This window comes from Lysobacter sp. DMC97 (genome assembly GCF_056313745.1).
Genome location: NZ_JBQUZR010000003.1, coordinates 87,260 through 106,353, shown reverse-complemented (window position 1 = coordinate 106,353; position 19,094 = coordinate 87,260). Strand labels below are relative to the sequence as shown.

The following is a 19,094-nucleotide window of genomic DNA, read 5'->3' as shown; positions in this document are numbered from 1 at the left end:
GCTCATGGCGCCGCCTGCATCCCCTGCATCTCGTGGGCACCCGGCATCATGTTGGTGTTGAGGTGATGCATGACCCACAGCGAGCCGCTGAGCACGATGATCACCAGCACCGCGGTGAACACCAGCGCGAGCAGGTTCCAGCCGCCTTCGGAGCGCGCGTTCATGTGCAGGAAGTACACCATGTGCACCACGATCTGCACGGCCGCGAATGCCAGCAGCACCACCGCCAGCGCAGTGGAATTCTGCACGCCCTTGCCCATCACCAGAGCGAAGGGAATCGCCGTCAGCACCAGCGACAGCGCGAAACCGGTGAGGTACTCGCGTGCCGAGACGTGCGGGATGCCGTCGTCATGGTCGTGATCCTGGTGGTCGTGGTGCGCGACGTGCGCGGCATCGGAAGACAGCTGGCTCATGGCAGCACGCCCATCAGGTAGACGAAAGTGAACACGCCGATCCAGACGACGTCGAGGAAGTGCCAGAACATCGACAGGCAGGCGATGCGGCGCATGTTCTCGCGGCTCAGGCCGCGCTGCGCGACCTGCACGCACAGCGTCAGCAACCAGACGACGCCGAAGAACACGTGCAGGCCGTGGGTGCCGACCAGCGCGAAGAACGACGACAGGAACGCGCTGCGCTGCGGGCCGGCGCCCTCGTGGATCAGGTGCGCGAACTCGTACAGTTCGATGCCGAGGAAACCGAGGCCCAGCACGCCGGTCGCGAGCAGCCAGCCGATGGTGCCGTTGCGGCTGCGCTTCTGCATCGCGATCATCGCGAAGCCGTAGGTGATCGACGACAGCAGCAGCACCGCGGTGTTGGCCGCGACCAGCCGCAGGTCGAACAGGTCCGCACCCGACGGCCCCGCAGCGTAGTTGCGCCCGAGCACGCCGTAGGCAGCGAACAGGCAGGCGAAGATCATCAGGTCGCTGAGCAGGTACAGCCAGAACCCGAACAGCGAGCCGTTCTGCGGATGGTGATGTCCGGCGGTGTCGAGGAATACCGGCATCCCATCCTCACGATGCAAGGCGATGGTGTCAGACACGGGCGGCCTCCAGCTGCGCGCTGCGCGCACGTTCGGTGGCGTCGACCACGTCCGCGGGGATGTGGTAATCGCGATCGAGATCGAAACTGTTGCGGATGGCCCACGCGACGGTGGCGAGCAGGCCCGCGATCGCCAGCCACCAGACGTGCCAGATCATCGCGAAGCCGAGCAGCGTGCTGGTCGCGGCGAGGATCACGCCGGCCGAGGTGTTGCGCGGCATGTGGATGGGCAGGAAGCCGCCGGTCGGGCGCACGAAGCCGCGGCGCTTCATGTCCCACCAGGCATCGGTGTCGTGCACGACCGGCGTGAACGCGAAGTTGTAGTCCGGCGGCGGCGACGACGTGGACCACTCCAGCGTGCGGCCGTCCCACGGGTCGCCGGTGACGTCGCGCAGCTGCTCGCGGCGGCGGAAGCTGACGAACAGGCAGACCAGGAACGCGGCGATGCCGATCGCGATCAGCACCGCGCCGAACGCCGCGACCACGAACCACACCTGCAGCGACGGATCGTCGAAGTGGCTCATGCGCCGGGTCACGCCCATCAGGCCGAGCACGTACAGCGGCGTGAACGCGAACCAGTAGCCGGCCAGCCAGAACCAGAACGACACCTTGCCCCAGAACGCGTCCAGCCTGTAGCCGAAGGCCTTCGGGAACCAGTGGGTCATCGCCGCGAACAGGCCGAACACCACGCCGCCGATGATGACGTTGTGGAAGTGCGCGATCAGGAACAGGCTGTTGTGCAGCACGAAGTCCGCCGACGGCACCGCCAGCAGCACGCCGGTCATGCCGCCGACCACGAACGTCACCATGAACCCCATCGTCCACAGCATCGGCACTTCGAAGCGGATGCGGCCACGGTACATCGTGAACAGCCAGTTGAAGATCTTCGCGCCGGTCGGGATCGAGATGATCATCGTGGTGATGCCGAAGAACGAGTTCACGCTGGCGCCGGAGCCCATCGTGAAGAAGTGGTGCAGCCACACCAGGTACGACAGCACCGTGATGCAGACCGTGGCGTAGACCATCGACGAGTAGCCGAACAGGCGTTTGCCGCTGTAGGTCGACACGATCTCGGAGAACACGCCGAAGATCGGCAGGATCAGGATGTAGACCTCCGGGTGGCCCCAGATCCAGATCAGGTTCACGTACATCATGGCGTTGCCGCCGAGGTCGCTGGTGAAGAAATTGGTGCCGGCGTAGCGGTCGAGCGTGAGCAGCGCGAGCGCGGCGGTCAGCACCGGGAACGACACCACGATCAGCACGTTGGTGCACAGCGCCGTCCAGGTGAAGACCGGCATCTTCATCATCGTCATGCCGGGCGCGCGCATCTTGATGATCGTCACCAGCAGGTTCACGCCGGACAGCAACGTGCCGACGCCGGCCACCTGCAGCGACCAGAGGTAATAGTCCACGCCCACGCCCGGACTGAACGCGATGCCCGACAGCGGCGGCATCGCCAGCCAGCCGGTGGTGGCGAATTCGCCGAAGAACAGCGACATCATCACCAGCACGGCGCCGCCGACGGTCATCCAGAAGCTGAAGTTGTTGAGGAACGGGAACGCCACGTCGCGCGCGCCGATCTGCAGCGGCACGAGGTAGTTCATCAGCCCGGTGACCAGCGGCATTGCCACGAAGAAGATCATGATCACGCCGTGGGCGGTGAAGATCTGGTCGTAGTGGTGCGGCGGCAGGTAGCCGAGGTTGTCGCCGAACGCCATCGCCTGCTGCAGGCGCATCATCAGCGCGTCGGCGAAGCCGCGCAGCAGCATCACCAGGCCCAGCACCATGTACATGATGCCGATCTTCTTGTGGTCGATGCTGGTGAACCAGTCCTTCCAGAGCGTGCCCCAGAGGCGGTATTTCGTGATCGCGCCGGCGACCGCAAGGCCGGCCAGCAAGGTGCCGATGAAGGTCGCGAGCACGATGGGCTCGTGCAGCATGGGGATGTCGGCCAGCGACATCCGCCCGGTCAGGGGCGCGTAGGTGGCGGTGGCAGAGGGCAGCGACATCGTGATGTTCCGGAAGCGAAGGCGTTGTGCGGAATGGGCAACGGGATCAGGGCGCGAGCGCGCCGCCGAGGCTGCTGGGCACGTGCCGACGACGCGCTTCCGGCGTCTCGCACACGCCCGAGGCGACATAGGCACCCAGGCGCGGATCGCCTCGGCGCGGCATCGCGATCTGGCGCAGACCGTCCATGCCGAGGCCGCCGCCGGCATCGATCGCCATCATCTGGTTCGCGCACAGACGCGCCGGATCGACGCAACGGTTCACGATCGCGTCGAACAACCCGCGCTCGACCGCGCCGTAGCGGCGCACGGGTTCACGCTGGCTCGGCTTTTCCAGTTCGAGGTACGTGCCGCGATCCAGCGTCGCGCCGGCCGCGCGCTGCGCGGCGATCCAGCGATCGAAATCGGCGTCGGCGAGTCCGCGGAAACGGAAGCGCATGTGCGAGAAACCGGCGCCGCTGTAGTTGGCGGAGAAACCGACGTGGTCGCCCGGCGCGTTGATCACCGCGTTGAGATCCGACTCCATGCCGGGCATGCCGTAGATCATCCCGGCCAGCGCGGGCACGTAGAACGTGTTCATCACCGACGACGCCGTGATGCGGAAATGCACCGGACGATCGACCGGGACCGCGACTTCGTTCACCGTCGCCACGCCCTGCTCGGGGTAGACGAACAGCCACTTCCAGTCGAGCGCGACCACCTGCACTTCCAGCGGTGTCGTGCCGGCCGGCACCGGCCGGTCCGCGGCGATGCGATCGAGCGGACGCGCGGGGTCCAGCAGGTGCGTGCTGATCCACGTGACCGCGCCGAGTGCGATGATGATGAGCAGCGGCACGCCCCAGATCACCAGTTCGAGCTGCGTGGAATGGTCCCAGTCCGGCGTGTAGGTGGCGGCGCGGTTGGACGCGCGGTAGCGCCACGCAAACCAGAACGTGAGCGCGATCACCGGCACGATCACGATCAGCATCAGCACCGTCGCGACGACGATGAGATCGGCCTGGCGGCTGGCGATGTCGCCCGCGGGATCGAGCACCTGCAGCCGGCAGCCGGAGAGCAGCGCGGCCGACGCCAGGGCGACGGGCAGCGGCGAACGGAGCCTGTTGCGCATGGAAGGGGGAGGAATCGCGACCAAAATTGATCACGATCAATATAGGTGCGCCGTTCGGCGGGCAGGATTGGACGTTTTGTCCCATGGTCCGCGCACCCGGGCTCTGTCAGTCTGTGTCCTGCGGCGATTCCGGCCGCATGCTCCCTCGACTGATCCCCGTCATCCGACGCCGCGACCGATGAACATCGCCACAGGTCCCACCGCCTCCACCCACGACCACGGCACCCGGGCCCATCCCGACGTGGCGCCGGGCGAAATCGCCGTCGGCGTGGTCATCGGCCGCGCCTCCGAATACTTCGACTTCTTCGTGTACGGCATCGCCTCGGCGCTGGCGTTCCCGTCGGTGTTCTTCCCGTTCGCGGACGGGCTGCGCGGCACGCTGTATGCGTTCGCGATCTTCGCGCTGGCGTTCGTCGCGCGACCGTTCGGCACCATCCTGTTCATGTCCGTGCAGACCCACTGGGGCCGCGGCATGAAGCTCACGATCGCGCTGTTCCTGCTGGGCACCGCCACCGCGGGCATGGCCTTCCTGCCCGGCTACGCGACGCTCGGCGGCACGTCGATCGCGCTGCTTGCGCTGCTGCGCATCCTGCAGGGCATCGCGCTCGGCGGCTCGTGGGACGGTCTGCCGTCACTGCTCGCACTCAACACGCCGAAGGAACGCCGCGGCTGGTACGCGATGCTCGGCCAACTCGGCGCGCCCGTCGGTTTCATCGTCGCCGCATCGGTGTTCGCCTTCCTCCACGCCAGCCTGACCGAGCGCGACTTCCTCGACTGGGGCTGGCGCTATCCCTTCTACGTCGCGTTCGCGATCAACGTCGTCGCGCTGTTCGCGCGGCTGCGCATCGTGGTCGCCGAGGAATACCAGGGCAGGATGCACGAACTCGACCTCGAGCCCACGCCGATCCGCGAACTCGTCGCGGAGAAGGGCCAGCACGTGGTGATCGGCGCGTTCGCCGCGCTCGCCAGCTACGCGCTGTTCCACATCGTGACGATCTTCCCGCTGTCGTGGATCCGGCTGTATTCCGACCAGTCGATGAGCGCCTTCCTGTCGATCCAGATCGTCGGCGGCCTCGTCGCCATCGGCGGCGTGATCGCCTCGGGCGTGGTCGCCGACCGCGTCGGCCGCGCACGCACGCTCGGCGGGCTGGCGATCGCCATCGCGATGTTCAGCGGCTTCGCGCCGACGCTGATGGGCGGCGGCAGCGCGGGCCAGGCCGCGTTCGTGCTGATCGGCTTCCTGCTGCTGGGCCTGTCGTACGGCCAGGCCGCGGGCGCGGTGACCGCGAACTTCGGCAGGCGCTACCGCTACACCGGCGCCGCGCTCACCGCCGACCTCGCGTGGCTGATCGGCGCTGCGTTCGCGCCGCTGGTCGCGCTGGGCCTGTGCGCCACGTTCGGCCTCGCCTGGCTGGGCGCCTACCTGCTCTCCGGCGCCGTCGGCACGCTCGCCGCGCTTGGCATCAACCGGGCGTGGAAGTACAAGAGCTGATCGCGCGGGCAAGTGACAAGCACGCGCCCGGCATCGACAACGAATCGCGCCGAGTCGTTCGCATTCGTTTCCGCAAGCGGCACTTCTGTAGGAGCGACGTGAGTCGCGACCTGATGACGTTCCGGGTCGCGACTCACGTCGCTCCTACAAAAGGCAGCATCGACCACAGCCGCCATTTCTCACTGATCGATATCCGGGCATAAGCCGATGGATACGGCCTGCGAAAATCTTCTCATGGCTAGTGGCAACCGATCGCTTGCGCATCGCTGCAAGCGCCGATGATTGCATTTTCCAAACCTTCTTCACCAGAGCGCGTTGCATCATGGACCACTGCCTTGATCAAGCATGATTAGGTCATTTCTTGCCATATCCGAATTTCAAAAACAGGCCAAGGCAATCGCCGTGAATAGAACTTTCCCACGGCTTTCCGAAAATCTTGAAACCGTTTTTCTCAAGAACATTTACCATAGCCGGATTGGCTGATACCTCGGTCGAAGCCATTAAATTCCCATCGCCAAACTCTCTCAAAAGAATTTCCACCATGCGCGACGAAATCCCAAGACCGCGACACGAATTTTCTACATAGAGATATCCCAGTTCCCACTGGAACTCAGAACTTAGCGCAGGGACCCCAGCCTTACGATTCTCGAAGTCCGAATCCGTCTTCCTTTTTACTCCACCAATCGCAACAGCATTTCCATCAACACTTGCAATACAGATTATTTTGCATCTATCAATCTTGGTTCTTGTGTCTCCGCGAACCTTCCCTTGCTTTTCAAGAAGACTTGCAAATATCTCTTTTTTCTTGACATCTGCCACCTGAGGCGAGAGCACTTCGTATTTGATTTTCATGACCGCACCTTTTTCAGAAGCCCTCGCAGCACACGAAATTTTGGGTTCTTCACCCCCGCCATCCCGCATGCCGCTCCCAGAACTCGACCGCGCGCCGGTACGCCTCGCGGTCGATCGGCACGCCGGAGCCGCCCTCTTCCACGCCCAGTGCGTTGCGCAGCATGGTGATCGGGGTCATCGGGGTTTCCTCGGGCGTCATCGTGTAGAGGCAGCCGACGATGCCCCAGTCGGCGTCGTAGGGCGTGCCTTCCTTCGCCATCTGCTCGCGGTCATAGAGGATCGCGATCAGGTATTCGGCCACCGGCGGCTCCACGCCCTCGAACCAGCGCACCAGCACCGGCAGTTCGCTGCTGTTGCGGGCCTCGTAGCCGCTGCGCAGCAGGTGGCGATTGCCGTCGTCGATCGGGATGGTCATGCACCGCGTCGACGTCCAGTTGCGGTGCACGTGCAGCTTGCAGAACGGGGCGTAGCCGTCGAGCACCGCGACCGGCGGCTCGGCGTTGAGCCGCGCCACGAACTGCTCGGGCGTGCAGTCCTGGATCGTGTTGCGGCGGGGTTCGCGGGGGAACAGGCGGGGGCGGGCGAAGTCGGTGAGGACGATGGTCATCGGGCAGGCGCGGGACAGGATGGGCGGCAGCGTACCGCCTCGGCCGGCGGCCCGGACCATCGCCCCCATATACATCCATCGCGATAAAGAGATATGATGGCGACCGACCCGCCAGGACGCTCGTCATGCCCGCGCATTCGCCCGCCATCTCCTTCGAGTTCTACCCGCCCAAGACCGACGAACAGCGCGATCTGCTGGACCGGACGGCGAAGAAGCTGCGGACCCACGGGCCGGAATACGTGTCCTGCACCTTCGGCGCCGGCGGCTCGACCCTGAGCTACACCTCGGAGACGGTGCGCCACCTGAAGCAGACCCACGGCTTCGACGCCGCGCCGCACCTGTCGTGCATGGGCGGCAGCCGCGAGGAGATCCGCGAACTGCTGTTGCTGTACCGCGCGCTGGGCTGCCGGCGCATCGTCGCGCTGCGCGGCGACCTGCCCTCGGGCATGGCCCGCATGGGCGACCTGCGCTACGGCTCGGACCTGGTGGCCTTCATCCGCGCCGAGCACGGCGACCACTTCCGGATCGAGGTCGGCTGCTATCCCGAAACGCACCCGCAGGCCGATGATGCCTTCGCCGACCTGCAGCACTTCAAGGCAAAGGTCGACGCCGGCGCGGACGCGGCGATCACGCAGTACTTCTACAACGCCGACGCCTATTTCCGCTTCGTCGACGACGTGCGCAGGCTGGGCGTGGACGTGCCGATCATCCCCGGGATCATGCCGATCTCGAACTTCAGCCAGTTGCGCCGCTTCTCCGACGCCTGCGGCGCCGAGATCCCGCGCTGGGTGGCGAAGCGCATGCAGGCGCTGGGCGACGATGCCGACGGCATCCGCGAATTCGCCGCCGACCTGGTGGCCGCGATGTGCCGCCGCCTGCTCGACGGCGGCGCGCCGTCGCTGCATTTCTACACGCTCAACCTCGCGAAGCCGACGCAGTCCGTGCTCGCCCGGTTGGCGTAGGGCCGCCCGCCTCGGCAGAGTGCGCACTGCGCTCGGCGGCCACGAAGTGCCCGGTCAGCCCACGTGCGCCGTCGGGCCAAAGGGCACCCACAGCGTCCGCGGCGCCCGCGGCGCCCGGCGTGTGGATGCCCTCCCCTGACCGATGGGTCAGGCGCACCGCGGGATCGGGATCAGAACGTGTATTCGATCTCGATGACGCTCATCACGCCTTCGACGATGGTCGTCCACTGGCCGGTGAAGCGCGCGCCGTAGGACGCGGCGATGTTCGGGCCGAGCTTCTGCGCCTCGTCGTTGCTCCAGATCGGACCGGCGAGCACGTTGGTCTTGTAGGTGTGCGAACCCGACGGCTGGGTGTTCAGCTCGACCTCGACCACGCTCATCTCGCTCGGGACCACGGTCGTCCATTGCCCGGTGAAACGTCCCTGGTGGGCCGCCGCGATCCGCGGGCCGACGGCCTGCGCTTCGTCGTTGCTCCAGAGGGGACCGGCGGGGATGTTGACTTTGAAGGTGGACATGTTGATTGCTCCTTGCGTTGGGCAGTTGGACTGCGCGATGGAAGTGATCGTGTGCGTGCTCACGGCGATGGCGTCAGGACAGGCCCGTTGCGCTGCGCTGCCTGATCGCCCCCGCAGCCAAAGCTTGCGCCGCGGCGTTCGTGCCGGTGAGGCCTTCCGGGTGTGCGCCCGGTGCCGTTCCGGTGTCACTTCGCGGGTCGCGGCCGAACGGCACGACAACCGCGTCCTCGGTGCGCAGCATCTGCATCACCGGCACCTCGAAACACCGCGCGAATTCGCGGGCGATGCGGAAGCGCACCGGGCGACCCAGCTCCGCACGCTTGATGGTCGTCAGCGAAAGCGGAATGTTGCGGCGCCAGCAATCGTTGGCGAGGTCCTGCTGGCTCATCATCCGCGCCTGGCGCAATTGCCTGATCAGCGTCCGGTCGAGCAGGACCTGCCCGCGCTGCAGACGCGCCATGGCCTCTGTCGCGCCCGCCGCCACCGCCACCGCCACCGCAGGCGCGGGCGCAAACGCGAGCGCGTCATGCGCATCGATCGGGTGACACGAAGAGGCGCGATCCTGAAGTGACGATTCGTGAAGTTCCATAGAAGTCCCGAGAGGCTGTAAGAGGAAAGGAGGCGCCATGACGAAGGGGGCCATGGCCTGCCTGTCCGCCTGCGCCGGTCCCGGTGGTCAAGACACCCTCGCGCCCGGCGGCAGACGTGCTCGCGATGCATTCCCGGGACCGCTGAAAGCGACGGATCAGGGACCGGGGCGACACCGCGTGCTGCAGCCTGGGGCGAGGGCGCGCCCGGCGCCTTTCGGAAACATGATGGAATGCAAGTGGTTGGTTTCCATCGACAAATCAGGACGTCGGCCCGAGCGCCGCCACCGCGGGCCAGCGCTTGGCAAAAGCGGTTCAAAGCAGTCTGCGAGGCCCGCCAGTGAGGGCGGCGGCGACACGCCGGGCGGGCATGCGATCCGTGACGCGACGGATGAGGGGCAAAGTCGCCCGGAGTGATGTCGGACAGGCGACTCGAGACGCGCGGGTCGTGTCGGCACGCTTCGAGTGCATTGCGTCGCGATGCGGCGACGTCCGCGTATGCCTCGCGCAGCCCCCGTCGCGCGGACGACCCGCGCGCTCGCCTCAGCTCACCCAGCCGGCGACGACGAACAGGGCGAGGATCACCAGCCACAGCAGCAGGATGCGCCAGACCAGACTCATGGCGTCGCGCAGCTCGGGCAGCTCGCCCAGCTTCGCCCAGGCGTTGCCCGGGGATGCGCCTTCCTCGATGAATTCCTGCGCTTCCTCGGCGACTTCGCCGCGCACGCTGGCGCGGGCGGCGGCACCGAGGTGGGCATGGTCGAGCCGCCACGACGCCCCGCCCTGCTCGCGCCACACGCCGAGCACGGTGTCGAAGTTGCCGACCAGCGCCAGCGAGAGCGTCATCGCCTGCGCCACCGGCCAGTTCAGCAGCGCGAACAGGCGACGGGCGCCGTCGCGGGTGGCGTCGGGCAGCACCGCAGCGGCTTCGTCCTCGGCCGACAGCGCGGCGAGGCGGTAGAGCACGGCGCCGGTCGGCCCCAGCGCGAGGAACCACGCCAGCACGCCGAACCAGCGCCGCAGCGCGCCGGCGAACACGCCTTCGACCAGCGTGCCGGCATCGGCGCCGTCGCCGGCGCAGGCCGGCGACAGGCGCGCGGCCGCGTCACGGCGCGTCGCGCCGTCCGCGGCATCGACCACGGCGGCCACGTCGGTATCCAGATCGCGCGGCCCCCAGGCCCAGAACAGCACGGCCAGCGCGAACGCCAGCCCCAGCACGCCCGCGAGCGGCGTGTGCAGCGCCCACTGCAAGGCGGCGACCAGCAGCACCGGCGGCAGGATCGCCAGCACGATGCCGCCGCGACCGCGCCAGAACGCCGGCCGCGTCGCGAACTGCGTCGACAGCCAGCGCAGCCAGTGGGGATAGGCCTCGTGGCGACGCACTGTCGCGGCAAAGCCGGGCGCGAGGTGCCCCAGCGCCAGTGCGAAGATGACGGCGATCAGGGTCGCGGACATGGCCGCAGTCTAACAGCCCGCCCGAAGGCGACCCGGGGTCGGATCAAACCGCGCGCACCGCGGATCGATGCGGCCACGGCGATCGCGGCGTCAGCCGGCGGCTTCGGCGTGCCAGCACTCGATCAGCCAGCGCGAGATCGAGACCGACGGCGACAGCAGCAGGCCGTCCGGGCCGCTCTCGCCGCGCAGCGCGGTGCCGACCTCGTCGCGCGAATACCAGCGCACGTCTTCCAGTTCCTGGTCGGCCTGCGGCGGATCGGGTTCGGCCTGCGCGACGAAGCCCAGCATCAGCGACGACGGGAACGGCCACGGCTGCGACGCCAGGTAGCGGCTGGACAGCACGCGCACGCCGGATTCCTCCATCACCTCGCGGGCGACGGTCTGCTCCAGCGTCTCGCCCGGCTCGACGAACCCGGCGAGCGTGGAATAGCGCCGCGGCGGCCAGCTGGCCTGCCGGCCCAGCAGCAGGCGCTCGCCGTCGGTGACGGCGACGATCACGGCGGGATCGGTACGCGGGTAATGATCGAGGCCGCAGGCATCGCAGTGCCCCTGCCAGCCGCCGCGCTCGAAACGCAACGCGCCGCCGCAGGCACCGCAGAACCGGTGTCGCGCGCGCCAGTGCAGCACCGCACGGGCCTGCGCGAACAGCGTGGCCTCGAACGCCGGCCACTGGGACGCGGCGGAACGCAGGTCGATGCGGCCGTCCTGCACGCCGGCGGCCGAGAACGCGGCCGGTGCGGCGCGGCCGGTGCCGGCATCGCCGGCGCAGGCGAACCACGCCGCGTCGCCCTGCATGCCGAGGAACACGGCATCGTCAGGCGTGTCCGCCAGCGTGCGGCCTTCGGGCGCGTCCAGCACGCCGTTCGCGTCGACGCGGGTGCGGCCGTCGGCGTCGACGATCACCACGCGGGCCTCGGGCCAGTAGGCACGTAGCGCGTCGGGCTTGTCGCGCAGGGCGTCGGCGCGGTCGAGCGCGCCTTCGACGAAGGCGAAACGGGGCGGAATCGGCAGCATCGCGGACCTCAGGCGCTGAAACTGCTGCCGCAGCCGCAGGTGGTCTTGGCGTTCGGATTGCGGATCACGAACTGCGCGCCGTGCAGGCTTTCGGTGTAGTCGACCTGCGCGCCGACGAGGTACTGCAGGCTCAGCGGGTCGACGACGAGGGTGACGTCGTCGGTGACCAGCGCGAGGTCGTCCTCGCTCTGCTGGTCGTCGAACTCGAAACCGTACTGGAAGCCGGAGCAGCCGCCGCCCTGGATGTAGACCCGCAGCTTGAGCGCGGGATTGCCTTCCTCGCGGATCAGTTCGCGCACCTTCGCGGCCGCGGCGGCGGTGAAGTCGATCGGCGCCGGCGCGTCGTCCGCGGCGGGCAGGGGGGAAACGGGCATGTCCATGCATACAGGATGCGGTGCCCCGGGCGCGGGTTCAAGCGCGCCGGCGTTCATCCACCGGCGACGGAATGCAGTGTTTCGGGCCACGGGAACGACTGCTCGACCGCCGCCCCGCCCTGCGGCACCAGCCGCACCGTCACCCGCAGCGGCTTGAAGTCCACCGGCAGCAGGATCTCGCCTTCCAGTTGCTGGAAATACTTGAACGAGTACTCGGCGCCCGGCGCGTTCGGCTGCTTGCGCAGCGTCGTCCACGACAGCCGCTCCATGCGGTCGCGGCGGGTGCCTTCGATCGACAGCGTCAACCGGCCGCTGTTCACCGCGCCGCGGTTGACGTTCTGGGTGAGCGTGGCGACGAAGTGCCAGGCATCGCCGTCCTGCCGGCGCATTTCGAGGTCGTGCACGCTCAGGCCGCGGCGCTGGCCAGTGGCGCCGACGAAGCGCTCGTAGAACGCGATGTCGGCGCGCAGGCTGGCGATCTCCTCGTCACGCTCGGCGAGGGTGCGTTCGAGGTCGCGGTTGGCGTCGCGGCTGATCTGGTCGGAGCGGCGCAGGGTCGAGACTTCCTGGCTGAGGCGGTCGCTGCGCGTGCGCAGCGCGGCGAGGCTGGTGCCGCTGCCGTCGCCGCCGGAGAAGAACACGGTCCACACGCCCCAGACGCCGAACCCGAGCGCGGCCACGAACAGGCCGACCGCGAGGTAGACCCAGTGGTGCGGCACCGGCGCATGCGCCGCCGCGTGGGCAGCCGGCGGTGCGGGTGGCAGCGCATGCCCGGAAGCGAACGCGTCGTCGTCGTGCTGCGCGACTGCGTCGCCTTGTCGATCATCGCCGTGTTGATCGTGGTGGACCTCGCCGTCCTCGTCCCGGTACGCGGACGGCGGCGTCTCCGGACCATCGCCCACCACCGTCCACGCCGACGTGACGTCGTGCCAATCGGAGATCGGGGGGGCCGGTTCGGCTTCGGGCACCGGTTCCGCTTCGGACGGAGCTTCGGTGTCGACGGGAGGCGCTGCCGTGATCTCCGGGGCGGATTCGACGTCGATCGCGTCGACGAGGACGACCGGGGTTTCGACGGCGTCGACCCTCTCGACGGTGACGGGCGCCTCGGCTGCCGGCCTCTCGACCGGCACGTCCGCGACGCCCTCCGGCGCAGCCGAGGCCGCCTTATCGCCCCGGCGTTTCGATGGCGCCTGCGCAAGCGTGGGGGCGGTCGACGGCGGGGGCGTCCTGGCACGGCCGCCGCGGCGGCGCGGCCCCCTCGCGGCGGGCGTCGCCGCACCACGGACTTCGACTTCCCGGGCTTCGACTTCCGGGACTTCGACTTCCGGGGCCTCGGCCTCCGCAGCCTCCGCGTCGAGCGCGGCGGGATCGGGATGCAGCGCCTGTTCGAGGATGACCTGCACCGCCGGTTCGGCCGACGGCGTCGCCGCGGGCGCCTTGCGGCGACGCTTGCGGCGTCGGGGGGCGGTGGTGTCGGACGGATCGCTCATCGCCGTCCATCCTACCCGGACGACCTTAAGCCTGCGTCAAGCCGCCACGCTGATACTCTGCGCCCGTGCGGCCGGACCGGCCGCCACCGCGCCCGGCCGCGTGGCCGCCGGGAGGGTCGGGGGGGAACACCGATATGTCCGAAGCCCATGTGTTCGCGATCGGCATCCTGCTGGCCTGGCTGGCCGGGGTGCGCGCCTATCTCACCGTGTTCGGGGTCGGCATCGCCGGCTACTTCGGCTGGCTCGACCTGCCGCCGGCGCTGGAAGCGACCACTTCGCCGTGGGTGCTGGGCGTCTCCGGCGTGCTGGCCGCGGCGGAATTCTTCGCCGACAAGATCCCGGGCGTCGATTCCGGCTGGGACCTGCTCCACACCCTGCTGCGGATCCCCGCCGGCGCCTTCCTCGCCGCGGCGGCGATGTCGCCCGACGGCCATCTCGCCGGCGGCATGCTGGCGGCCGGCGCCGGGGTCGCGCTCACCAGCCATGCGCTGAAGGCCGGGACCCGGGCGCTGCTCAACACCTCGCCGGAACCGGTCAGCAACTGGACGGCGTCGATCGTGGAGGACACCGCGGTGGTCGGCGGCCTCGCGCTGGTCTGGGCGCATCCGTGGATCGCACTGTTCCTGGTCGTCGGCATCGGCCTGACCGCGGCGCTGGTGGTGTGGTGGCTGTGGCGGACGGTGTATCGCGGTCTGTCGCGCCTGTTCTCGCCGGGCGCTTCGCCGGCGAGGGCCGTTTCCGCGTCCGACGGCGTCGATCCGCTCCTCTGAAAGACACGCGTCGCCGTCCGTCTTCCGCGGAACGGCGCTTCCCATCCCCGGACGAACCCGCATAATGCGGGTTCACGCCCGGAGTCGCGATGTCCTTCGTTCCGCCCGACCGTTCCGCCGTTGCCGGCGCCCCTCCGGGCGGCGGCGCAGGTGGCGTCCGGGCAGAAACGCCGCCCGCCGGCTACTGGCGGCGCTGGTGCGCCGACGCACCGCCACCGGAAGCACCGACCACCGCGCAGGCCGCCGTGGCCGAAGCCGCGCCCGCCGACCATCCGCCGCAGGTGGTGCCGACCGAACAGGGCGAACCGCCGTATCGCATCCTGATCGTCGAGGACGATCGCAGCCAGGCGCTGTTCGCGCAGAGCATCCTCAAGGGCTCGGGCATGGACACGGAGGTCGTGGCCATGCCCGGCGAGGCGATGGCCGCGATGGATCGCTTCCAGCCCGACCTGCTGCTGATGGACCTGCACATGCCGGGCATGTCAGGCACCGAGCTGACCACGAAGATCCGCAGCCACGGTGGCTACGCGCACATCCCGGTGGTGTTCCTGACCGGCGACACCGATCCCGAGCGCCACCTCGAAGTGCTCGACAGCGGCGCCGACGATTACCTGAGCAAACCCGTCCGCCCGCGCCACCTGATCGCGGCGGTGCAGAACCGTGTCCGCCGCGCGCGTGCGCTGCGCCAGCAACGCGAGCAGGAAGTGCGCCGGCATCCGGCCACCGGCCTGCTGACCCGCAATTACATGCTGCAGCAGCTGTCGTTGGCGTTCCCGCAGCAGACCGCGGGCGCCGTGCATTTCGTGGTGATCGAAGGCACTTCGGCGCTGCGCGACCATTACGGCTACGCCGCGCTGGACGCAATCCTGACCGAGGCCGGCAAGCTGGTCGCGGCGATCGCCGGCGAGCGCGCCGCCTCGCGGCTCAACGACAACACCTTCGTCGTCTACTGGCCCGGCCTGCCGCCGGACCGCCAGGCGGTGTGGGCGCGGCAACTGCGCGACGCCTTCCTTGGGCGCACGCTCGAGGTCAACGGCGACACCGTGCGCCTGCGCGCCTGCGTGGGCTACGTCGACCTGGCCCACGGCTTCCCCGATGCCGGCGCCGCGCTCGGTGCGGCGGAAGAAGCGCTGCGCCTGGCACGCACCGAATCCGCCGGCATCGCCGCCTACCGCCCACCGGCGGACGCGGTGTCGGAACAGTCGGCGAAGATGCTGGTGCAGTTGCAGGACGCGCTGGCCAACGAACGCCTGGAGCTGGCCTTCCAGCCGATCGTTTCGGTGGTCGGCAGCGACCAGGAGCAGTACCAGACCCTCGTCCGCCTGCGCGACGCCGAAGGCCGGCAGCACACCGCCGCGGAAATCGTGCCGGTCGCCGAACGCGCCGGGCTGGTGCACGAGATCGACCGCCGGGTGATGACCCGCGCCATGGCCATCCTCGGCGAACAGCTGCGCGGCAGCCGCCGCGCCCGCCTGTTCGTGCCGCAGGCCGCGCGTACGCTCGGCCAGGACGGCTACAGCCAGTGGCTGCTGGACGCGATGAAGGACCTCGGCATCGAGGGCCGGCTGCTGGTCGTCGACGTGCGCCTCGGCGACGCGCTGGTCCATTCGGTGCTGCTGCGCGAGTTCTGCGAGCGGATGATGAACGCCGGCGTGCGCCTGTGCCTGAGCCAGTTCCAGTCGAACCCGGAAGCGGACGCCCTGCTCGCGCAGTTGCCGCTGAGCTACCTGCGCCTGTCGCCGCACTACGCCGGCCGGATCGAGCAGCAGGCGGTCCATGACGAGATGCGGATGGTGATCGAGCGCGCCCACCTGCAGGGGCTGCAGGTGATCGGCCAGCACGTCGAGGACCCGCAGACCGCCGCCAAACTCTGGCTCAGCGGCATCGATTACATCCAGGGCGACTTGGTCCAGCGCGCCGCGGATGCGATGGACTTCGATTTCCAGCACGCCCTGCTCTAGCCCGACCGGCGGCTTCCGCGCCCGTTTTCCTCCGTTCCGGGGCTGATCGAAGCCGCCGCGCTGGCCAAGCTGCACGGCGCTGGGGCATCATCGGGGTTCCGGCCTGCCCCGGAGGGGAGCATCGCGGCCCTGGAAGGACCCCGATGCGGATGCCGCTACAGCCAGGTACCGCGCCTTGAATCACCCGAAGCCTTCGCTGCTGACCTTCCGCTGGCTGGCGCTGGCGACCGCCATCGGCGCCATCCTCGTCCTCGCCGTGCACTTCATCTTCCCGGGCGGCCCCTGGCTGATGATCGGCGTCGCGCTGGTCGCGATCACCGCCGGCATCGCCGGTTACCTGGCCTACGCCTCGCGCAACTACGAGCGCCACATGCGCGAAGCGGCGGAGATCGCCGCGCGCAGCGACGCCGAGCGCGCCGAACTCGAACTCGAACTGCAGCGCCGCGGCGCGCTGGAACAGCAGCTGCGGCAGGCCAAGCAGGACGCCGAATCGGCGGTGATGGCCAAGGGCGAGTTCCTGGCCACGATGAGCCACGAGATCCGCACCCCGCTCAACGGCATCGTGCCGATGCTGGACCTGCTGATGCATGCGCGCCTGCCGGCCGACCAGGCCGAGATGGTGCACACCGCCTTCCTGTCGTCGCAGCAGATGCTGCGCATCGTCGACGACATCCTCGACTACTCGAAGCTGGAAGCGTCGAAGCTGCAGCTCGAATCCACCACCTTCAACCTGCGCGACACGCTGGAATCGGTGATCCAGCTGATGGAGCGGCCGTCGCAGAGCAAGGGCCTGCGCCTGAACCTGCAGATCGACCCGTCGGTGCGGCTGCCGGTGCGCGGCGACCCGGTGCGCCTGCGCCAGGTGCTGAGCAACCTGATCAGCAACGCGGTGAAGTTCACCGAGCGCGGCGGCATCACCGTCAGCGTGCGCAAGATCGGCGAGACCAGCGCCCAGCACCAGTTGCGCTTCGAGGTCCGCGACACCGGCATCGGCATCTCGCCGGCGGCGCAGGAGCGGCTGTTCCAGGCCTTCAGCCAGGCCGACGCCTCCACCACGCGGCTCTACGGCGGCACCGGCCTCGGGCTGGCGATCTCCAAGCGCATCATCGACCTGATGGGCGGCCGCATCGGCGTGGAATCGGAATCCGGGCAGGGCTCGACCTTCTGGTTCGAAGTGCCGCTGCTGAAGGTGCAGGGCGACATCAGCACCACCCGGCCGGTCGAACCCGGCAACGGCCGCGTGCTGCTGCTGACCGGCGACCAGCGCCTGCGGCTGCGGCTGAGCATGCTGCTGCCGAACTGGGGCCTGCGCATCACCGCCGTCGAGACCACGCAGGAAGCGCTGGAACGCATCCGCGGCGCCCTGCACCAGGGCCCGACCTGGGCGTTCACGACCGTGCTGGCCGACCTCAGCAGCGTGCGCAGCACCGCGGTCGCCCTGCTGCGCAACCTCGAACGCCAGAACACCTACGGCCAGGTCCGGCTGGTCTGCCTGCAGGGCGACGAACCGGCGCCGGAGGAACTGCTGCAGTCGGCGACCGTGCTGCCGCGGCAATCGCCCGATGCCGATCTGCGCGCTGCGCTCATCGGCGCGACGGTGGAGAGCAGCGGATCGGCGTCGCAGGCCGAATCGATGCCGATGTTCGTCGAAGGCGGCGCGCCGCTGGCGATCGAATCGTCGCTGCCCTCGCCCTACGAACAGGCCGGCCCCGTGCCGTACGCGCCGCCGGCGCCCGCGCCGGTCGCGCCGCCCGAGGACGAGCCCGCGCCGGCACGACCGCTGCGGGTGCTGCTGGTCGAGGACAACCCGGTCAACCTGATGGTCGGCCAGCGCCTGCTGGGCGTGCTCGGCACCTCCTGCGACAGCGCCACCAACGGCGAGGCCGCGCTGCTGCGCATGTCGGCCTCGCGCTACGACCTGGTCCTGATGGATTGCCAGATGCCGGTGATGGACGGTTACACCGCCACCCGCCGCTGGCGCGAACACGAGGCCGTGACCGGCGGTCGGCGCCTGCCGATCGTGGCCATGACCGCCAATGCCATGGCCGGCGACCGACAGAAGTGCCTCGACGCCGGCATGGACGATTACCTCGCCAAACCGGTCACCCGCGGCGAACTGGAACGCTGTCTGTTCCACTGGCAGCAGGTGTCGGGGCAGCAGGCCTCGGCCGAACGCGCCGGGGCCGCCGCCGCGGCGAGTCCTGCCGCGCCCGCACCCGCTCCGGCGGCGACGGTCGTGCCTTCGTCGCCCGACGCCACCCTGGAAGCCGCCGCCAACCGTCCCGTGTTCAACTCGAATCCTTTCCTGCCGCCCCCGCCGACGGCCACCACGAAACCGGCACAGCCGCCCGCCGCCGCCCAACCGCCGGCCCCCGCCCCGGCTGCACCGCCCGCCGCCGCCGCGCCCGCGGAACCGCCGTCGCCGATCCTCGACGACAGCGTGCTCGAAGAGCTGCGCAGCATCCTCGGCACCGAGGTCGACCGCCTGATCGAGGTGTTCCTCGACGACAGCCCGCGGCTCATCGCCGCGCTGGAAGTCGCCGCGACCGGCCCGGACCTGGACATGCTGCGCAACGCCGCGCACACGCTGAAGTCGTCCAGCGCCAATCTCGGCGCGATGGCCCTGTCCAACGCCGCCCGCAAGGTCGAGCTCGGCGCCCGCTCGCAGACGCTCGAACGCCCGGCCGTGGCGGTGGCGCTGATCGCCAACGAGTTCGCCCGCGCCCGCCAGGCCCTGCGCGCCAGCATGGCCAAGAGCACCTCCCAGCCGGGCTGAAGCGCCCGGCCGGACAGGCGGGCGATGCGGTTTGCTCGACACCCGTGTCGGTTGACGCGCAACGGCACCCTGGCCGGACCGATGTCA

At 69.1% G+C, this 19,094-nt stretch carries 17 protein-coding genes; 5 read left to right on the top strand and 12 right to left on the bottom strand.

Going from position 1 to position 19,094, the window contains the following annotated elements:
* Nucleotides 1-2: 2 nt before the first annotated feature.
* From cyoD to cyoA, 4 genes are all read right to left on the bottom strand, one after another.
* Nucleotides 3-413 (bottom strand): cytochrome o ubiquinol oxidase subunit IV, encoded by a 411-nt coding sequence (cyoD, locus tag ACT53Q_RS06605; protein ID WP_476185873.1) that lies wholly within the window; start codon nucleotides 411-413, stop codon nucleotides 3-5.
* Nucleotides 410-1,003 (bottom strand): cytochrome o ubiquinol oxidase subunit III, encoded by a 594-nt coding sequence (gene cyoC / locus ACT53Q_RS06600; RefSeq protein WP_476186335.1) that lies wholly within the window; start codon nucleotides 1,001-1,003, stop codon nucleotides 410-412. Before cyoC ends, cyoD begins: the two co-directional genes overlap by 4 nt.
* Before the next feature lie 28 nt (nucleotides 1,004-1,031).
* A complete protein-coding gene (cyoB, locus tag ACT53Q_RS06595; protein ID WP_476186334.1) occupies nucleotides 1,032-3,011 on the bottom strand; it encodes a cytochrome o ubiquinol oxidase subunit I in 1,980 nt (659 codons plus the stop codon).
* Nucleotides 3,012-3,093: 82 nt separating this feature from the next.
* Nucleotides 3,094-4,152, bottom strand: coding sequence for a ubiquinol oxidase subunit II (cyoA, locus tag ACT53Q_RS06590; RefSeq protein WP_476185872.1), 1,059 nt, complete (start codon nucleotides 4,150-4,152; stop codon nucleotides 3,094-3,096).
* Between the two features lie 178 nt (nucleotides 4,153-4,330).
* Between cyoA and ACT53Q_RS06585 the strand changes: the two genes are divergently transcribed.
* Complete coding sequence (locus tag ACT53Q_RS06585; RefSeq protein ID WP_476185871.1) at nucleotides 4,331-5,644, top strand: MFS transporter; 1,314 nt, start codon at nucleotides 4,331-4,333, stop codon at nucleotides 5,642-5,644.
* Nucleotides 5,645-5,998: 354 nt separating this feature from the next.
* Here ACT53Q_RS06585 and ACT53Q_RS06580 read toward each other — a convergent pair whose 3' ends face one another.
* The gene (locus tag ACT53Q_RS06580; protein ID WP_476185870.1) at nucleotides 5,999-6,496 is read right to left on the bottom strand and encodes a GNAT family N-acetyltransferase; all 498 of its coding nucleotides are present in this window, start codon (nucleotides 6,494-6,496) and stop codon (nucleotides 5,999-6,001) included.
* Nucleotides 6,497-6,545: 49 nt separating this feature from the next.
* The gene (locus ACT53Q_RS06575; protein WP_476185869.1) at nucleotides 6,546-7,103 is read right to left on the bottom strand and encodes a DUF3228 family protein; all 558 of its coding nucleotides are present in this window, start codon (nucleotides 7,101-7,103) and stop codon (nucleotides 6,546-6,548) included.
* Nucleotides 7,104-7,228: 125 nt separating this feature from the next.
* Here ACT53Q_RS06575 and metF point away from each other — a divergent pair, with 125 nt between their 5' ends.
* On the top strand, nucleotides 7,229-8,065 hold the full coding sequence (gene metF / locus ACT53Q_RS06570; protein WP_476185868.1) for a methylenetetrahydrofolate reductase [NAD(P)H]: 837 nt from the start codon (nucleotides 7,229-7,231) through the stop codon (nucleotides 8,063-8,065).
* Nucleotides 8,066-8,235: 170 nt separating this feature from the next.
* On the opposite strand, the gene ACT53Q_RS06565 is transcribed toward metF, so the two are convergent.
* From ACT53Q_RS06565 to ACT53Q_RS06540, 6 genes are all read right to left on the bottom strand, one after another.
* The gene (locus ACT53Q_RS06565; RefSeq protein ID WP_476185867.1) at nucleotides 8,236-8,580 is read right to left on the bottom strand and encodes a mannan-binding lectin; all 345 of its coding nucleotides are present in this window, start codon (nucleotides 8,578-8,580) and stop codon (nucleotides 8,236-8,238) included.
* Nucleotides 8,581-8,653: 73 nt separating this feature from the next.
* The gene (locus tag ACT53Q_RS06560) at nucleotides 8,654-9,223 is read right to left on the bottom strand and encodes a hypothetical protein (protein WP_476185866.1); all 570 of its coding nucleotides are present in this window, start codon (nucleotides 9,221-9,223) and stop codon (nucleotides 8,654-8,656) included.
* A 487-nt stretch (nucleotides 9,224-9,710) separates the two neighbouring features.
* The gene (locus tag ACT53Q_RS06555; RefSeq protein WP_476185865.1) at nucleotides 9,711-10,622 is read right to left on the bottom strand and encodes a hypothetical protein; all 912 of its coding nucleotides are present in this window, start codon (nucleotides 10,620-10,622) and stop codon (nucleotides 9,711-9,713) included.
* A gap of 90 nt (nucleotides 10,623-10,712) precedes the next feature.
* Nucleotides 10,713-11,636: an NAD(+) diphosphatase gene (nudC, locus tag ACT53Q_RS06550; protein WP_476185864.1), complete on the bottom strand. Its 924-nt coding sequence runs from the start codon at nucleotides 11,634-11,636 to the stop codon at nucleotides 10,713-10,715.
* Between the two features lie 8 nt (nucleotides 11,637-11,644).
* The gene (erpA, locus tag ACT53Q_RS06545) at nucleotides 11,645-12,016 is read right to left on the bottom strand and encodes an iron-sulfur cluster insertion protein ErpA (RefSeq protein WP_476185863.1); all 372 of its coding nucleotides are present in this window, start codon (nucleotides 12,014-12,016) and stop codon (nucleotides 11,645-11,647) included.
* 47 nt (nucleotides 12,017-12,063) lie between these two features.
* The gene (locus ACT53Q_RS06540) at nucleotides 12,064-13,500 is read right to left on the bottom strand and encodes a DUF6776 family protein (protein ID WP_476185862.1); all 1,437 of its coding nucleotides are present in this window, start codon (nucleotides 13,498-13,500) and stop codon (nucleotides 12,064-12,066) included.
* 134 nt (nucleotides 13,501-13,634) lie between these two features.
* Between ACT53Q_RS06540 and ACT53Q_RS06535 the strand changes: the two genes are divergently transcribed.
* The 3 genes from ACT53Q_RS06535 to ACT53Q_RS06525 all read left to right on the top strand — a co-directional run bounded on the left by ACT53Q_RS06535 (nucleotide 13,635) and on the right by ACT53Q_RS06525 (nucleotide 19,007).
* Nucleotides 13,635-14,270: a DUF4126 domain-containing protein gene (locus tag ACT53Q_RS06535; protein WP_476185861.1), complete on the top strand. Its 636-nt coding sequence runs from the start codon at nucleotides 13,635-13,637 to the stop codon at nucleotides 14,268-14,270.
* An 89-nt stretch (nucleotides 14,271-14,359) separates the two neighbouring features.
* Nucleotides 14,360-16,231, top strand: a complete 1,872-nt coding sequence (locus tag ACT53Q_RS06530) for an EAL domain-containing protein (RefSeq protein ID WP_476185860.1) — start codon at nucleotides 14,360-14,362, stop codon at nucleotides 16,229-16,231.
* A gap of 370 nt (nucleotides 16,232-16,601) precedes the next feature.
* Nucleotides 16,602-19,007, top strand: coding sequence for a hybrid sensor histidine kinase/response regulator (locus tag ACT53Q_RS06525; RefSeq protein WP_476186333.1), 2,406 nt, complete (start codon nucleotides 16,602-16,604; stop codon nucleotides 19,005-19,007).
* The last annotated feature ends 87 nt before the right edge of the window (nucleotides 19,008-19,094 follow it).

Bases quoted from the DNA above. Each gene is read 5' to 3' on its own strand.
- ACT53Q_RS06540 (WP_476185862.1), bottom strand. From the start codon at position 13,500: ATGAGCGATCCGTCCGACACCACCGCCCCCCGACGCCGCAAGCGTCGC.
- ACT53Q_RS06530 (WP_476185860.1), top strand. From the start codon at position 14,360: ATGTCCTTCGTTCCGCCCGACCGTTCCGCCGTTGCCGGCGCCCCTCCG.
- cyoC (WP_476186335.1), bottom strand. From the start codon at position 1,003: ATGCCGGTATTCCTCGACACCGCCGGACATCACCATCCGCAGAACGGC.
- ACT53Q_RS06565 (WP_476185867.1), bottom strand. From the start codon at position 8,580: ATGTCCACCTTCAAAGTCAACATCCCCGCCGGTCCCCTCTGGAGCAAC.
- cyoD (WP_476185873.1), bottom strand. From the start codon at position 413: ATGAGCCAGCTGTCTTCCGATGCCGCGCACGTCGCGCACCACGACCAC.
- erpA (WP_476185863.1), bottom strand. From the start codon at position 12,016: ATGGACATGCCCGTTTCCCCCCTGCCCGCCGCGGACGACGCGCCGGCG.
- ACT53Q_RS06575 (WP_476185869.1), bottom strand. From the start codon at position 7,103: ATGACCATCGTCCTCACCGACTTCGCCCGCCCCCGCCTGTTCCCCCGC.
- cyoA (WP_476185872.1), bottom strand. From the start codon at position 4,152: ATGCGCAACAGGCTCCGTTCGCCGCTGCCCGTCGCCCTGGCGTCGGCC.
- nudC (WP_476185864.1), bottom strand. From the start codon at position 11,636: ATGCTGCCGATTCCGCCCCGTTTCGCCTTCGTCGAAGGCGCGCTCGAC.
- ACT53Q_RS06525 (WP_476186333.1), top strand. From the start codon at position 16,602: ATGCGCGAAGCGGCGGAGATCGCCGCGCGCAGCGACGCCGAGCGCGCC.
- ACT53Q_RS06560 (WP_476185866.1), bottom strand. From the start codon at position 9,223: ATGGCCCCCTTCGTCATGGCGCCTCCTTTCCTCTTACAGCCTCTCGGG.
- ACT53Q_RS06580 (WP_476185870.1), bottom strand. From the start codon at position 6,496: ATGAAAATCAAATACGAAGTGCTCTCGCCTCAGGTGGCAGATGTCAAG.
- ACT53Q_RS06585 (WP_476185871.1), top strand. From the start codon at position 4,331: ATGAACATCGCCACAGGTCCCACCGCCTCCACCCACGACCACGGCACC.
- ACT53Q_RS06535 (WP_476185861.1), top strand. From the start codon at position 13,635: ATGTCCGAAGCCCATGTGTTCGCGATCGGCATCCTGCTGGCCTGGCTG.
- ACT53Q_RS06555 (WP_476185865.1), bottom strand. From the start codon at position 10,622: ATGTCCGCGACCCTGATCGCCGTCATCTTCGCACTGGCGCTGGGGCAC.
- metF (WP_476185868.1), top strand. From the start codon at position 7,229: ATGCCCGCGCATTCGCCCGCCATCTCCTTCGAGTTCTACCCGCCCAAG.